Genomic DNA, 15,106 nt, shown 5'->3' with positions numbered 1-15,106 from the left:
TGGATTTTGCTGGTGTGTTATGCAATTTGCATATCAAATGGTTAATTTTTGCACAGGACTGGTGGGTTCGGAACGGACTTTCCCTTCTGAATAAAGGTCTTCGTGGTTATACTTCTGCTAATAATTTTCTCTGAGAGCATGCATTGTGAATTTACTGACAGTGAGTACTGATCTCATCAGTATTTTTTTATTCACGACACTGTTTCTGTTTTTTGCCCGTAAGGTGGCAAAAAAAGTCGGTTTAGTGGATAAACCTAACTTCCGCAAACGTCACCAGGGGTTGATACCACTCGTTGGGGGTATTTCGGTTTACGCAGGGATTTGCTTCACGTTCGGAATTGTCGATTACTATATTCCGCATGCATCTCTCTATCTCGCTTGTGCCGGTGTACTGGTGTTTATCGGTGCGCTGGATGACCGTTTTGATATCAGCGTAAAAATCCGTGCCACCATACAGGCTGCTGTTGGCATTGTTATGATGGTGTTTGGCAACCTTTATCTCAGTAGCCTGGGTTATATCTTTGGCTCCTGGGAGATGGTGCTCGGACCGTTTGGTTACTTCCTGACGCTATTTGCCGTCTGGGCGGCCATTAATGCGTTCAACATGGTTGATGGCATTGATGGCTTGCTGGGCGGGTTGTCCTGCGTCTCGTTTGCAGCAATCGGTATGATTTTGTGGTTCGACGGGCAAACCAGCCTTGCAATCTGGTGTTTTGCGATGATCGCCGCCATCCTGCCATACATCATGCTTAACCTTGGTATCCTGGGTCGCCGCTACAAAGTCTTTATGGGTGATGCGGGCAGTACGCTGATTGGTTTTACCGTTATCTGGATCCTGCTCGAAACGACCCAGGGCAAAACCCATCCCATCAGCCCGGTTACCGCTTTGTGGATAATCGCCATTCCGCTAATGGATATGGTGGCGATTATGTACCGTCGCCTGCGTAAAGGCATGAGTCCGTTCTCTCCTGATCGCCAGCATATTCACCATTTGATCATGCGTGCCGGGTTTACTTCCCGCCAGGCGTTTGTGCTGATTACCCTTGCCGCAGCTCTGCTCGCCTCCATTGGGGTGCTGGCAGAATATTCTCATTTTGTCCCGGAGTGGGTCATGCTGGTGCTCTTTTTGCTAGCATTCTTCCTCTATGGATATTGCATTAAGCGTGCCTGGAAAGTTGCTCGCTTTATTAAGCGCGTAAAACGCAGACTGCGTAGAAATCGTGGTGGCAGCCCCAATTTAACCAAATAAATGAGGATGTGATGACACAACCAATGCCTGGGAAACCGGCCGAAGACGCTGAAAATGAACTGGATATTCGTGGGTTGTTTCGTACCTTGTGGGCTGGGAAGCTGTGGATTATTGGCATGGGACTGGCGTTTGCGTTAATCGCGCTGGCGTATACTTTTTTTGCTCGTCAGGAGTGGAGCTCGACGGCGATTACCGATCGTCCAACGGTGAATATGCTGGGGGGATATTACTCACAGCAGCAATTTTTGCGTAACCTGGATGTCCGTTCAAACATGGCTTCTGCCGACCAACCATCGGTCATGGACGAAGCCTATAAAGAGTTTGTTATGCAACTGGCCTCGTGGGATACCCGCAGAGAGTTCTGGCTGCAAACCGACTATTACAAGCAGCGGATGGTGGGCAACAGCAAAGCCGATGCGGCGTTGCTGGATGAAATGATTAACAACATCCAGTTTATCCCCGGAGACTTTACCCGCGCGGTCAATGACAGCGTGAAGCTGATTGCCGAAACCGCGCCTGACGCTAATAACCTGTTACGTCAGTATGTTGCTTTTGCCAGCCAGCGTGCAGCCAGCCATCTGAATGATGAGCTGAAAGGTGCATGGGCGGCGCGCACCATCCAGATGAAAGCTCAGGTAAAGCGTCAGGAAGAGGTGGCGAAAGCCATCTACGACCGCCGGATGAACAGTATTGAACAGGCGTTGAAAATTGCTGAGCAGCATAATATTTCGCGCAGTGCGACAGATGTGCCTGCCGAGGAATTGCCTGATTCAGAAATGTTCCTGCTTGGGCGTCCAATGCTCCAGGCTCGACTGGAAAATTTACAGGCCGTCGGTCCGGCCTTTGATCTCGACTATGATCAGAATCGGGCCATGTTAAACACCCTGAATGTTGGTCCAACCCTGGATCCGCGTTTTCAGACCTATCGCTATTTGCGTACGCCGGAAGAACCGGTAAAACGCGATAGCCCACGTCGTGCCTTCCTGATGATTATGTGGGGCATTGTCGGGGGGCTGATCGGGGCTGGTGTCGCATTAACCCGCCGTTGCTCGAAATAGCAACACTGCTGCGGTGAGCGCAAAGGCGCTCGCCGCTTATTCGAAGAGAATCGATGTGAAAGTACTGACTGTATTTGGTACGCGCCCGGAAGCCATCAAGATGGCTCCGTTGGTGCATGCGTTGGCAAAAGATCCTTTTTTTGAGGCTAAAGTTTGCGTCACTGCGCAGCATCGGGAGATGCTCGATCAGGTGATGAAACTCTTTTCCATTGTACCTGACTACGATCTCAACATAATGCAGCCAGGACAGGGCCTGACAGAGATAACCTGTCGGATTCTGGAAGGGCTAAAACCAATTCTTGCCGAGTTCAAACCAGACGTCGTGCTGGTTCACGGCGATACTACTACAACGCTGGCAACCAGCCTGGCGGCGTTTTATCAGCGTATTCCTGTTGGTCACGTTGAGGCTGGTCTGCGCACGGGCGATCTCTATTCGCCGTGGCCGGAAGAGGCTAACCGTACATTGACCGGGCATCTGGCGATGTATCACTTCTCTCCAACCGAAACTTCCCGGCAAAACTTGCTGCGTGAAAATGTTGCTGACAGCCGAATCTTCATTACCGGTAATACAGTTATTGATGCACTGTTATGGGTGCGTGACCAGGTGATGAGCAGCGATACGCTGCGTTCAGAACTGGCGGCAAATTACCCGTTTATCGACCCCAATAAAAAAATGATTCTGGTGACCGGTCACAGGCGTGAGAGCTTCGGTCGTGGCTTTGAAGAAATCTGCCATGCGCTGGCAGACATCGCCACCACGCACCAGGACATCCAGATTGTCTATCCGGTGCATCTCAACCCGAACGTCAGAGAGCCGGTCAATCGCATTCTGGGGCATGTGAAAAATGTCATTCTGATCGATCCCCAGGAGTATTTACCGTTTGTCTGGCTGATGAACCACGCCTGGCTGATTTTGACCGACTCAGGCGGCATTCAGGAAGAAGCGCCTTCGCTGGGGAAACCGGTGCTGGTGATGCGCGATACCACTGAGCGTCCGGAAGCGGTGACGGCGGGTACGGTGCGTCTGGTAGGCACGGATAAGCAGCGAATTGTTGAGGAAGTGACGCGTCTTTTAAAAGACGAAAACGAATATCAAGCTATGAGCCGCGCCCATAACCCGTATGGTGATGGTCAGGCATGCTCTCGCATTCTGGAAGCGTTAAAAAATAATCGGATATCACTATGAGTTTTGCGACCATTTCTGTTATCGGACTGGGTTACATCGGGCTGCCTACAGCAGCTGCGTTTGCCTCACGGCAAAAACAGGTGATTGGTGTCGATATCAACCAACACGCGGTTGATACCATCAATCGTGGCGAAATCCATATCGTCGAACCTGATTTGGCGAGCGTAGTAAAAACTGCCGTAGAAGGCGGTTTTTTACGAGCGAGCACGACGCCAGTTGAAGCGGATGCCTGGCTGATTGCTGTACCCACGCCGTTTAAAGGCGATCATGAGCCAGATATGACCTACGTTGAATCGGCTGCTCGCTCCATTGCGCCAGTGCTGAAAAAAGGCGCGTTGGTGATCCTCGAATCCACCTCGCCGGTGGGGTCAACCGAGAAGATGGCAGAATGGTTAGCAGAGATGCGTCCAGATCTCACTTTCCCACAGCAGGTGGGCGAGCAGGCTGACGTCAATATTGCCTACTGCCCGGAACGCGTGTTGCCGGGACAGGTAATGGTCGAGCTGATTAAAAACGATCGCGTGATTGGCGGCATGACGCCGGTTTGCTCGGCCCGCGCCAGCGAACTGTACAAGATTTTCCTCGAAGGTGAGTGTGTCGTCACTAACTCGCGGACGGCGGAAATGTGTAAGCTCACCGAAAACAGCTTCCGCGATGTGAATATCGCTTTTGCTAATGAATTGTCGCTGATTTGTGCCGATCAGGGAATTAACGTCTGGGAACTGATTCGCCTGGCGAATCGTCACCCTCGCGTCAATATTCTTCAGCCTGGCCCTGGCGTGGGCGGCCACTGCATCGCTGTTGATCCGTGGTTTATTGTGGCACAGAACCCACAGCAGGCGCGGCTTATCCGTACCGCGCGCGAAGTGAACGATCACAAACCTTTCTGGGTTATCGATCAGGTGAAAGCGGCGGTGGCTGATTGCCTGGCGGCTACCGATAAACGCGCCAGTGAACTGAAAATCGCCTGCTTTGGTCTGGCGTTTAAACCGAATATTGATGACCTGCGCGAAAGCCCGGCGATGGAAATCGCTGAACTGATCGCCCAGTGGCACAGCGGCGAAACGCTGGTTGTTGAGCCTAACATCCACCAGTTGCCGAAGAAACTGACCGGGCTTTGTACTCTGGCGCAGCTTGACGAGGCGCTGGCAACGGCAGATGTGCTGGTGATGCTGGTCGATCATAGTCAGTTCAAAGTTATCAATGGCGACAACGTCCATCAGCAGTATGTCGTCGATGCCAAAGGAGTCTGGCGCTGATGAGAAAGATTCTGATAACAGGTGGTGCCGGGTTTATTGGCTCGGCGCTGGTGCGTTATATCATCAACGAAACGAGCGATGCGGTGGTAGTGGTCGATAAGCTGACCTACGCCGGAAACCTGATGTCGCTGGCACCGGTCGCGCAAAGCGAGCGCTTTGCCTTTGAGAAAGTTGATATCTGCGATCGGGCAGAACTGGCGCGCGTATTCACTGAGCATCAGCCAGACTGTGTCATGCATCTGGCAGCCGAAAGCCATGTTGACCGTTCTATTGACGGCCCGGCAGCGTTTATTGAAACCAACATTGTCGGGACTTATACATTGCTTGAAGCGGCGCGGGCTTACTGGAATGCGCTGACGGAAGATAAAAAATCAGCGTTCCGTTTTCATCATATCTCTACCGACGAAGTATATGGTGACCTGCACTCGACGGATGATTTCTTCACCGAAACCACGCCGTATGCGCCGAGCAGCCCTTATTCCGCTTCAAAAGCCAGCAGCGACCATCTGGTACGCGCCTGGCTGCGGACCTATGGTCTGCCGACGCTTATCACCAATTGCTCGAATAACTACGGCCCTTACCACTTTCCGGAAAAACTGATCCCGCTGATGATCCTCAACGCGCTGGCGGGTAAACTGCTGCCGGTATATGGCAACGGGCAGCAAATCCGTGACTGGCTGTATGTTGAAGATCACGCCCGCGCGCTGTATTGCGTGGCGACCACCGGGAAAGTCGGTGAAACCTATAATATTGGTGGTCACAACGAGCGTAAGAATCTCGATGTTGTGGAAACCATTTGCGAGTTGCTGGAAGAACTTGCCCCGAACAAGCCGCACGGCGTGGCGCACTATCGTGACCTGATCACCTTTGTCGCTGACCGTCCGGGGCATGATCTGCGTTATGCCATTGATGCTTCGAAAATTGCCCGTGAACTTGGCTGGCTGCCGCAGGAAACCTTTGAAAGTGGAATGCGTAAAACGGTGCAGTGGTATCTGGCTAATGAAAGCTGGTGGAAGCAGGTGCAGGACGGCAGCTATCAGGGCGAGCGTTTAGGTCTGAAAGGCTAATTTTCAGCGGAGGCAAACATGAAAGGTATTATCCTGGCGGGCGGTTCCGGCACCCGATTGCATCCGATTACGCGCGGCGTATCGAAGCAACTGTTGCCGATTTACGATAAGCCAATGATTTACTATCCGCTGTCGGTGCTGATGCTGGCCGGTATCCGCGAAATTCTCATCATCACTACTCCGGAAGATAAAGGTTATTTCCAGCGCCTGCTGGGCGATGGTAGTGAGTTCGGTATCCAGCTGGAATACGCCGAACAGCCCAGTCCGGACGGTCTGGCGCAGGCCTTTATCATCGGTGAAACCTTCCTTAACGGTGAACCTTCTTGTCTGGTGCTGGGTGATAACATCTTCTTCGGTCAGGGCTTCAGTCCGAAGCTGCGTCATGTTGCGGCGCGCACGCAAGGCGCGACGGTATTTGGCTATCAGGTGATGGATCCGGAACGCTTTGGCGTCGTGGAGTTTGACGACAATTTCCGCGCTATCTCGCTGGAAGAAAAGCCAAAACAGCCGAAGTCAAACTGGGCGGTGACCGGACTTTATTTCTACGACAGTAAAGTCGTGGAGTACGCAAAGCAGGTGAAGCCGTCGGAGCGTGGTGAACTGGAGATTACCTCCATCAACCAGATGTACCTCGAGGCGGGCAACCTGACCGTTGAACTGCTCGGGCGCGGATTTGCCTGGCTGGACACTGGCACTCACGACAGCCTGATTGAAGCCAGCACCTTTGTACAGACGGTGGAAAAACGCCAGGGCTTTAAGATTGCCTGCCTGGAAGAGATCGCCTGGCGTAACGGCTGGCTTGATGACGAAGGCGTGAAGCGCGCCGCCAGCTCGCTGGCGAAAACTGGTTACGGCCAATATCTGCTGGAGTTACTTCGTGCCCGTCCGCGCCAGTATTGAGCCACTAACCTGGGAAAACGCCTTCTTTGGTGTTAACAGCGCCATTGTGCGCATTAGTCCTGACGCGGCACTCCTGACGTCAGACGCTTTAGCGCCGTGGTCACGGGTGCAGGCCAAAATTGCGGCATCAAATACGGGGGAACTGGATGCCCTGCAACAGCTGGGATTCTCCTTGGTAGAAGGTGAAGTTGATTTGGCGCTACCCGTGAACAATGTCGGTGATAGCGGCGCAGAAGTGGCACAAGAGACCGATATTCCCGCATTACGTCAGTTAGCCAGCGCCGCATTTGCGCAAAGCCGTTTTCGTGCGCCGTGGTATGCGCCTGACGCCAGCGGTCGCTTTTATGCACAGTGGATTGAAAATGCCGTGCGCGGCACCTTTGATCATCAATGTCTGATTTTACGTGCGGCGTCCGGCGATATTCGCGGTTATGTCTCTTTACGGGAACTCAATGCGACAGATGCGCGAATTGGCCTGCTGGCTGGACGCGGTGCAGGTGCTGAGCTTATGCAAACGGCGCTAAACTGGGCGTATGCTCGCGGTAAAATAACTTTGCGGGTGGCGACCCAGATGGGCAACACCGCCGCGCTTAAACGATACATACAAAGTGGTGCGAATGTAGAAAGCACCGCGTACTGGTTATACAGGTGATCACATGATTCCATTTAACGCACCGCCGGTGGTGGGAACCGAACTCGACTATATGCAGTCGGCAATGGGTAGCGGCAAACTGTGTGGCGATGGCGGTTTTACCCGTCGCTGCCAGCAGTGGCTGGAGCAACGTTTTGGCAGCGCCAAAGTGTTACTGACGCCGTCCTGCACCGCTTCGCTGGAGATGGCGGCGCTGCTGCTCGATATCCAGCCTGGCGATGAAGTGATCATGCCGAGCTACACCTTTGTCTCCACTGCCAATGCCTTTGTGCTGCGTGGCGCAAAAATCGTTTTTGTGGATGTTCGCCCGGACACCATGAACATCGACGAAACGTTGATTGAAGCAGCGATCACCCACAAAACGCGCGTTATCGTGCCGGTCCATTACGCGGGTGTGGCCTGCGAAATGGACACCATTATGGCGTTGGCGAAAAAGCATAATCTGTTTGTGGTGGAAGATGCTGCTCAGGGCGTGATGTCCACTTACAAAGGGCGTGCACTGGGAACCATTGGTCATATTGGCTGCTTTAGCTTCCATGAAACCAAAAACTACACGGCGGGCGGTGAAGGCGGCGCGACGCTGATTAACGATAAAGCGTTGATCGAACGAGCCGAGATCATCCGTGAAAAAGGCACAAACCGCAGCCAGTTCTTCCGTGGTCAGGTCGATAAATATACCTGGCGCGATATCGGCTCCAGCTATTTGATGTCCGATCTGCAAGCTGCGTACCTGTGGGCGCAACTGGAAGCAGCAGATCGTATCAATCAGCAACGTCTGGCGCTGTGGCAAAACTACTACGATGCGTTAGCACCTCTGGCGAAAGCCGGGCGTATCGAGCTGCCGTCGATTCCCGATGGCTGCGTGCAGAACGCGCATATGTTCTACATTAAACTGCGGGATATTGATGACCGGAGCGCGTTGATTAACTTTCTGAAAGAAGCGGAAATCATGGCGGTGTTCCATTACATTCCGCTGCACGGTTGCCCTGCGGGGGAACGCTTTGGTGAGTTCCACGGTGAAGATCGCTACACCACCAAAGAGAGTGAGCGCCTGCTGCGCCTGCCGCTGTTCTACAACCTGTCGCCCGTCAATCAGCGTACGGTAATTGCGACTTTGTTGAACTACTTCTCCTGATATGTCGTTGGCAAAAGCGTCCTTGTGGACGGCGGCCAGTACACTGGTCAAGATTGGTGCCGGGTTACTGGTCGGTAAGTTGCTGGCGGTGTCATTTGGTCCGGCGGGGCTTGGGCTGGCGGCAAATTTCCGCCAGTTGATTACCGTGCTCGGCGTGCTTGCCGGGGCTGGCATCTTTAATGGCGTAACCAAATACGTTGCTCAGTACCATGATAATCCCCAACAGCTGCGCCGCGTGGTCGGCACTTCATCAGCGATGGTACTTGGCTTCTCTACGCTAATGGCGCTGGTTTTTGTGCTGGCAGCAGCGCCAATCAGCCAGGGATTGTTTGGTAATACCGACTATCAGGGACTGGTGCGTTTAGTGGCGCTGGTGCAAATGGGGATTGCCTGGGGCAACCTGTTACTGGCGTTGATGAAAGGCTTTCGCGATGCCGCAGGTAATGCGTTATCCCTGATTGTCGGCAGCTTGATTGGCGTTTTTGCGTACTACGTCAGTTACCGTTTGGGCGGTTATGAAGGGGCGTTGCTGGGTCTGGCGCTGATTCCCGCGCTGGTGGTGATTCCTGCCGTCATCATGCTAATTAAGCGTGGTGCAATCCCGTTAAGCTATCTGAAACCCAGCTGGGATAACGGCCTGGCAGGGCAGTTGAGCAAATTTACGCTCATGGCGTTGATTACGTCGGTGACCTTGCCTGTTGCTTACATCATGATGCGTAAACTGCTGGCGGCGCAGTATAGCTGGGATGAGGTGGGGATCTGGCAAGGGGTGAGCAGTATTTCCGATGCCTACCTGCAATTTATTACGGCATCGTTCAGCGTATATTTGCTGCCCACGTTGTCGCGGCTAACGGAAAAGCGCGATATCACCCGGGAAGTGGTTAAATCGCTGAAATTCGTCTTACCGGCAGTGGCGGCGGCGAGTTTTACCGTCTGGTTGCTGCGTGATTTTGCTATCTGGCTGCTGTTGTCGAATAAATTTACCGCTATGCGCGATCTCTTTGCCTGGCAGTTAGTGGGTGATGTGTTAAAAGTGGGCGCTTATGTCTTTGGTTATCTGGTGATCGCCAAAGCGTCACTGCGGTTTTATATTCTGGCGGAAGTCAGCCAGTTCACTTTATTGATGGTATTTGCCCACTGGCTAATCCCTGCGCATGGTGCACTGGGCGCGGCGCAGGCCTATATGGCAACCTATATCGTCTATTTTTCTCTTTGTTGTGGCGTGTTTTTACTCTGGCGTAGGCGGGCATGACTGTACTGATTCACGTACTGGGATCGGATATCCCTCACCATAACCGAACCGTTCTGCGGTTTTTCAACGACGCGCTGGCCGCGACGAGCGAGCACGCGCGCGAGTTTATGGTTGTTGGCAAGGACGACGGCTTAAGTGATAGCTGTCCGGCGCTTTCTGTGCAATTTTTCCCTGGGAAAAAATCGCTGGCGGAAGCGGTCATCGCGAAAGCAAAAGCTAACCGTCAGCAGCGTTTTTTCTTCCACGGTCAGTTCAATCCCACACTGTGGCTGGCTCTGCTGAGTGGTGGCATTAAGCCCAGCCAGTTTTACTGGCATATCTGGGGGGCAGACCTGTACGAGCTTTCCAGTGGCTTGAGATATAAGCTTTTTTACCCACTACGTCGCCTGGCGCAAAAGCGAGTCGGCTGTGTATTTGCCACCCGCGGCGATTTGAGCTTTTTTGCCAAAACGCATCCAAAGGTGCGGGGCGAACTGCTGTACTTCCCGACGCGGATGGACCCTTCACTCAATATGATGGCGAATGATCGGCAACGTAAAGGGAAAATGACCATTCTGGTGGGGAACTCCGGCGACCGCAGCAATGAGCATATTGCTGCCTTGCGCGCCGTTCATCAGCAATTTGGCGATACGGTAAAAGTGGTGGTGCCGATGGGATATCCGCCTAATAACGAAGCGTACATCGAGGAAGTTCGTCAGGCGGGGCTGGCGTTATTCAGCGAAGAAAATCTGCAAATTCTGAACGAAAAACTGGAATTTGACGCCTATCTGGCGCTACTTCGTCAGTGCGATCTTGGTTACTTTATTTTTGCCCGCCAGCAGGGCATTGGTACGCTGTGCTTACTAATTCAGGCGGGCATTCCTTGTGTGCTTAACCGGGAAAATCCGTTCTGGCAGGATATGACGGAACAGCATTTGCCGGTGCTGTTTACTACCGACGATCTCAACGAGGATATTGTGCGTGAAGCGCAGCGCCAGTTGGCGTCGGTGGATAAAAACACCATTGCCTTCTTTAGCCCGAACTATCTGCAAGGCTGGCAGCGGGCGTTGGCGATTGCCGCCGGGGAGGTTGCATGAGTCTGCTGCAATTCAGTGGCCTGTTTGTAGTCTGGCTGCTCTGCACGCTGTTTATTGCCACGCTGACCTGGTTTGAGTTTCGCCGTGTGCGTTTTAACTTCAATGTCTTCTTTTCATTGCTGTTTTTGCTCACCTTTTTCTTCGGCTTCCCGCTGACCAGCGTGCTGGTATTTCGCTTTGATGTTGGTGTCGCGCCGCCAGAAATCTTGTTGCAGGCGTTGCTTTCTGCGGGCTGCTTCTACGCGGTTTACTACGTCACCTACAAAACCCGCCTACGCAAACGCGTTGCCGATGTACCGCGCCGTCCGCTGTTTACCATGAACCGCGTGGAGACCAATCTCACGTGGGTGATCCTGATGGGCGTCGCGCTGGTAAGCGTCGGCATCTTCTTCATGCACAACGGCTTTTTGCTGTTCCGGCTTAACTCCTACAGTCAGATCTTCTCCAGTGAAGTCTCCGGCGTGGCGTTAAAACGCTTCTTTTACTTTTTCATCCCGGCGATGCTGGTGGTCTACTTTCTGCGCCAGGACAGCAAAGCGTGGCTGTTTTTCCTCGTCAGCACGGTCGCCTTTGGCTTGCTGACTTATATGATTGTCGGCGGCACTCGCGCCAATATCATCATCGCATTCGCTATCTTCCTGTTTATTGGCATTATTCGCGGCTGGATTTCGTTGTGGATGCTGGCGGCGGCGGGCGTGCTGGGGATTGTGGGCATGTTCTGGCTGGCGCTAAAACGCTATGGAATGAATGTGAGCGGTGATGAAGCGTTCTATACGTTTCTCTATCTCACCCGCGATACCTTTTCGCCGTGGGAGAATCTGGCATTGCTGTTGCAGAACTACGACAACATCGACTTCCAGGGTCTGGCTCCCATTGTCCGCGATTTCTATGTCTTTATCCCTTCCTGGCTGTGGCCGGGTCGCCCGAGTATGGTACTGAACACCGCCAACTACTTTACCTGGGAAGTGCTGAATAACCACTCCGGACTGGCGATCTCGCCTACGCTTATAGGCTCACTGGTGGTGATGGGCGGCGCGTTGTTCATCCCGCTCGGGGCGATTGTTGTTGGACTGATCATCAAATGGTTCGACTGGCTGTATGAGCTGGGCAACCGCGAGCCTAATCGCTATAAAGCTGCGATATTGCACAGTTTCTGCTTTGGGGCGATCTTCAATATGATCGTGCTGGCGCGTGAAGGGCTGGATTCGTTTGTCTCACGCGTGGTCTTTTTTATCGTGGTCTTCGGCGCATGTCTGATGATCGCAAAACTGTTGTACTGGCTTTTTGAAAGCGCCGGACTCATTCATAAACGTACAAAATCATCGCTCCGGACGCAGGTTGAAGGATAACAATGAATAACAACACCACGGCACCGACCTATACGCTGCGTGGCTTACAGTTGATCGGTTGGCGTGATATGCAGCACGCCCTCGATTATCTGTTCGCTGACGGGCAGCTTAAGCAGGGAACGCTGGTTGCCATTAATGCCGAAAAAATGCTGACCATTGAAGATAACGCCGAGGTCAGGGAGTTAATTAACGCTGCCGAATTTAAATATGCGGATGGCATCAGCGTTGTACGTTCAGTACGTAAAAAGTACCCGCAGGCGCAGGTTTCCCGCGTTGCCGGGGCCGATCTCTGGGAAGAGCTGATGGCGCGCGCAGGCAAAGAAGGGACACCGGTATTTCTTGTGGGCGGTAAACCTGAAGTGCTGGCGCAAACTGAAGCTAAACTGCGCAACCAGTGGAATGTGAATATCGTTGGCAGCCAGGATGGTTATTTTAAACCCGAGCAGCGTCAGGCGCTGTTTGAACGCATTCATGCCAGCGGAGCGCAAATCGTCACCGTTGCGATGGGATCGCCAAAGCAGGAGATCTTCATGCGCGACTGCCGTCTGGTGCATCCAGATGCGCTGTATATGGGCGTTGGCGGGACTTACGATGTTTTCACCGGTCACGTAAAACGCGCACCGAAAATCTGGCAAACGCTGGGGCTGGAGTGGCTCTACCGCCTGCTTTCGCAGCCGAGCCGCATTAAGCGTCAGCTTCGTTTGCTGCGTTATTTACGCTGGCACTACACCGGCAACCTCTGATTTTCCTCTCTTTGTAAAGCGACGGAGTGGTCACTCCGTCGCCTGTCTGCTTTTTTATTACACAAAGCATTCAAATTTTTAATGCTTTATTTGCCATTTCTCCTGAATTACGAAAACATTCGCAACACTCGATGTACCCATAACGATAACCGGTAACACCGGAAAGCATGCAAACACAACACGAGGATTTATGGCAGATAACAAACCAGAGCTACAGCGTGGGCTGGAAGCTCGACATATCGAACTCATCGCCCTGGGGGGCACCATTGGCGTCGGCCTGTTTATGGGGGCCGCCAGTACCCTGAAATGGGCCGGGCCATCCGTATTGTTGGCCTATATCATCGCCGGGCTGTTCGTCTTTTTCATCATGCGTTCAATGGGCGAAATGTTGTTCCTCGAACCGGTTACCGGTTCGTTCGCCGTTTATGCGCATCGTTATATGAGCCCGTTTTTTGGCTATCTCACCGCCTGGTCTTACTGGTTTATGTGGATGGCGGTGGGGATCTCAGAAATCACCGCCATTGGCGTTTATGTCCAGTTCTGGTTCCCGGAGATGGCGCAGTGGATACCCGCATTGATCGCGGTGGCGCTGGTGGCGTTGGCGAATCTGGCGGCGGTGCGGTTGTACGGCGAAATCGAGTTCTGGTTCGCGATGATCAAAGTCACCACGATTATCGTGATGATTGTCATTGGCCTGGGCGTGATTTTCTTTGGCTTTGGCAATGGCGGGCAGTCGATTGGTTTTAGCAACCTCACAGAGCATGGCGGTTTCTTTGCGGGTGGCTGGAAAGGGTTCCTGACCGCATTGTGTATTGTGGTGGCGTCCTACCAGGGCGTGGAGCTGATTGGCATTACTGCCGGTGAAGCGAAGAATCCGCAGGTGACGCTGCGCAGTGCCGTAGGCAAAGTGCTGTGGCGTATCCTGATTTTCTACGTAGGCGCGATTTTCGTTATCGTCACCATCTTCCCGTGGAATGAAATAGGCAGCAACGGTAGCCCGTTCGTACTGACTTTCGCCAAAATCGGCATTACCGCAGCGGCGGGCATTATCAACTTTGTGGTGCTGACGGCTGCGCTCTCTGGCTGTAACAGCGGCATGTACAGTTGCGGACGTATGCTCTACGCACTGGCGAAAAACCGTCAGTTACCGACGGCGATGGCGAAAGTTTCCCGTCACGGCGTACCGGTTGCGGGTGTGGCAGTATCTATTGCTATCCTGTTAATTGGCTCATGCCTGAACTACATCATTCCCAATCCGCAGCGTGTGTTTGTCTACGTCTACAGTGCCAGCGTGCTTCCGGGGATGGTGCCATGGTTTGTGATATTGATAAGCCAGCTGCGTTTTCGTCGTGCGCATAAAGCGGCGATTGCCAGCCATCCGTTCCGCTCAATCCTGTTCCCGTGGGCCAACTACGTAACAATGGCATTCCTGATTTGCGTTTTGATCGGCATGTACTTTAATGAAGATACGCGTATGTCGCTGTTTGTCGGCATCATCTTTATGCTGGCGGTGACGGCGATTTATAAAATTTTTGGGCTTAATCGCCACGGGAAAGCGCATAAACTGGAGGAATAAGCAGCAAAACGCACAAACCGTAACCAAACGCGCAATTTATTTAAAAAGGGACTAGACAGAGGGGTGGGAAGTCCGTATTATCCACCCCCGCAACGGCGCTAAGCGCCCGTAGCTCAGCTGGATAGAGCGCTGCCCTCCGGAGGCAGAGGTCTCAGGTTCGAATCCTGTCGGGCGCGCCATTTAGTCCCGGCGCTTGAGCTGCGGTGGTAGTAATACCGCGTAACAAGATTTGTAGTGGTGGCTATAGCTCAGTTGGTAGAGCCCTGGATTGTGATTCCAGTTGTCGTGGGTTCGAATCCCATTAGCCACCCCATTATTAGAAGTTGTGACAATGCGAAGGTGGCGGAATTGGTAGACGCGCTAGCTTCAGGTGTTAGTGTCCTTACGGACGTGGGGGTTCAAGTCCCCCCCCTCGCACCACGACTTTAAAGAATTGAACTAAAAATTCAAAAAGCAGTATTTCGGCGAGTAGCGCAGCTTGGTAGCGCAACTGGTTTGGGACCAGTGGGTCGGAGGTTCGAATCCTCTCTCGCCGACCAATTTTGAACCCCGCTTCGGCGGGGTTTTTTGTTTTCTGTGCATTTCGTCACTTTCCCTTCGCAAT

13 protein-coding genes and 4 tRNA genes are annotated in these 15,106 nt (G+C 52.9%); all 17 read left to right on the top strand.

Annotated features, from left to right (window positions below; all coding sequences use genetic code 11):
- The first annotated feature begins 145 nt into the window (after window positions 1-145).
- The 17 genes from wecA to ACJHYR_RS20510 all read left to right on the top strand — a co-directional run bounded on the left by wecA (window position 146) and on the right by ACJHYR_RS20510 (window position 15,041).
- Complete coding sequence (gene wecA, locus ACJHYR_RS20590; protein ID WP_001050971.1) at window positions 146-1,249, top strand: UDP-N-acetylglucosamine--undecaprenyl-phosphate N-acetylglucosaminephosphotransferase; 1,104 nt, start codon at window positions 146-148, stop codon at window positions 1,247-1,249.
- A gap of 11 nt (window positions 1,250-1,260) precedes the next feature.
- A complete protein-coding gene (gene wzzE / locus ACJHYR_RS20585) occupies window positions 1,261-2,307 on the top strand; it encodes an ECA polysaccharide chain length modulation protein (protein ID WP_001295256.1) in 1,047 nt (348 codons plus the stop codon).
- Window positions 2,308-2,362: 55 nt separating this feature from the next.
- Complete coding sequence (gene wecB, locus ACJHYR_RS20580) at window positions 2,363-3,493, top strand: non-hydrolyzing UDP-N-acetylglucosamine 2-epimerase (protein WP_072837558.1); 1,131 nt, start codon at window positions 2,363-2,365, stop codon at window positions 3,491-3,493.
- Window positions 3,490-4,752: a UDP-N-acetyl-D-mannosamine dehydrogenase gene (wecC, locus tag ACJHYR_RS20575; RefSeq protein WP_000006621.1), complete on the top strand. Its 1,263-nt coding sequence runs from the start codon at window positions 3,490-3,492 to the stop codon at window positions 4,750-4,752. Before wecB ends, wecC begins: the two co-directional genes overlap by 4 nt.
- Window positions 4,752-5,819 (top strand): dTDP-glucose 4,6-dehydratase, encoded by a 1,068-nt coding sequence (rffG, locus tag ACJHYR_RS20570; protein ID WP_001226594.1) that lies wholly within the window; start codon window positions 4,752-4,754, stop codon window positions 5,817-5,819. The genes wecC and rffG overlap by 1 nt, the downstream gene beginning before the upstream one ends.
- A gap of 18 nt (window positions 5,820-5,837) precedes the next feature.
- Entirely contained in the window at window positions 5,838-6,719 is an 882-nt protein-coding gene (gene rfbA / locus ACJHYR_RS20565) for a glucose-1-phosphate thymidylyltransferase RfbA (protein WP_000676063.1), read from the top strand.
- Window positions 6,697-7,371 carry a dTDP-4-amino-4,6-dideoxy-D-galactose acyltransferase gene (gene rffC / locus ACJHYR_RS20560; RefSeq protein ID WP_001145170.1) on the top strand — a complete coding sequence of 225 codons (675 nt, stop codon included), beginning with the start codon at window positions 6,697-6,699 and terminating at the stop codon, window positions 7,369-7,371. The genes rfbA and rffC overlap by 23 nt, the downstream gene beginning before the upstream one ends.
- Before the next feature lie 4 nt (window positions 7,372-7,375).
- Window positions 7,376-8,506 (top strand): dTDP-4-amino-4,6-dideoxygalactose transaminase, encoded by a 1,131-nt coding sequence (gene rffA / locus ACJHYR_RS20555; protein WP_059328035.1) that lies wholly within the window; start codon window positions 7,376-7,378, stop codon window positions 8,504-8,506.
- 1 nt (window position 8,507) lies between these two features.
- Window positions 8,508-9,758 (top strand): lipid III flippase WzxE, encoded by a 1,251-nt coding sequence (wzxE, locus tag ACJHYR_RS20550; protein ID WP_000050247.1) that lies wholly within the window; start codon window positions 8,508-8,510, stop codon window positions 9,756-9,758.
- Window positions 9,755-10,834, top strand: coding sequence for a TDP-N-acetylfucosamine:lipid II N-acetylfucosaminyltransferase (rffT, locus tag ACJHYR_RS20545; RefSeq protein WP_000217257.1), 1,080 nt, complete (start codon window positions 9,755-9,757; stop codon window positions 10,832-10,834). Before wzxE ends, rffT begins: the two co-directional genes overlap by 4 nt.
- Entirely contained in the window at window positions 10,831-12,183 is a 1,353-nt protein-coding gene (gene wzyE / locus ACJHYR_RS20540; protein WP_000055143.1) for an ECA oligosaccharide polymerase, read from the top strand. Before rffT ends, wzyE begins: the two co-directional genes overlap by 4 nt.
- Window positions 12,184-12,185: 2 nt before the next feature.
- On the top strand, window positions 12,186-12,926 hold the full coding sequence (gene wecG, locus ACJHYR_RS20535; RefSeq protein ID WP_001064038.1) for a lipopolysaccharide N-acetylmannosaminouronosyltransferase: 741 nt from the start codon (window positions 12,186-12,188) through the stop codon (window positions 12,924-12,926).
- A 190-nt stretch (window positions 12,927-13,116) separates the two neighbouring features.
- Window positions 13,117-14,502, top strand: coding sequence for a bifunctional threonine/serine APC transporter ThrP (gene thrP, locus ACJHYR_RS20530; protein ID WP_000774739.1), 1,386 nt, complete (start codon window positions 13,117-13,119; stop codon window positions 14,500-14,502).
- A gap of 102 nt (window positions 14,503-14,604) precedes the next feature.
- Window positions 14,605-14,681 (top strand) — tRNA-Arg (locus ACJHYR_RS20525).
- A gap of 58 nt (window positions 14,682-14,739) precedes the next feature.
- Window positions 14,740-14,815, top strand: a tRNA-His gene (locus tag ACJHYR_RS20520).
- 20 nt (window positions 14,816-14,835) lie between these two features.
- Window positions 14,836-14,922, top strand: a tRNA-Leu gene (locus ACJHYR_RS20515).
- A gap of 42 nt (window positions 14,923-14,964) precedes the next feature.
- Window positions 14,965-15,041, top strand: a tRNA-Pro gene (locus ACJHYR_RS20510).
- Window positions 15,042-15,106 lie beyond the last annotated feature (65 nt).

It is taken from the genome of Escherichia sp. WS1450 (assembly GCF_046487395.1).
Lineage (GTDB): Bacteria > Pseudomonadota > Gammaproteobacteria > Enterobacterales > Enterobacteriaceae > Escherichia > Escherichia coli.
The sequence above is the reverse complement of the archived record's forward strand: the minus strand, read 5'-3'. Positions and strand labels throughout refer to the sequence as shown.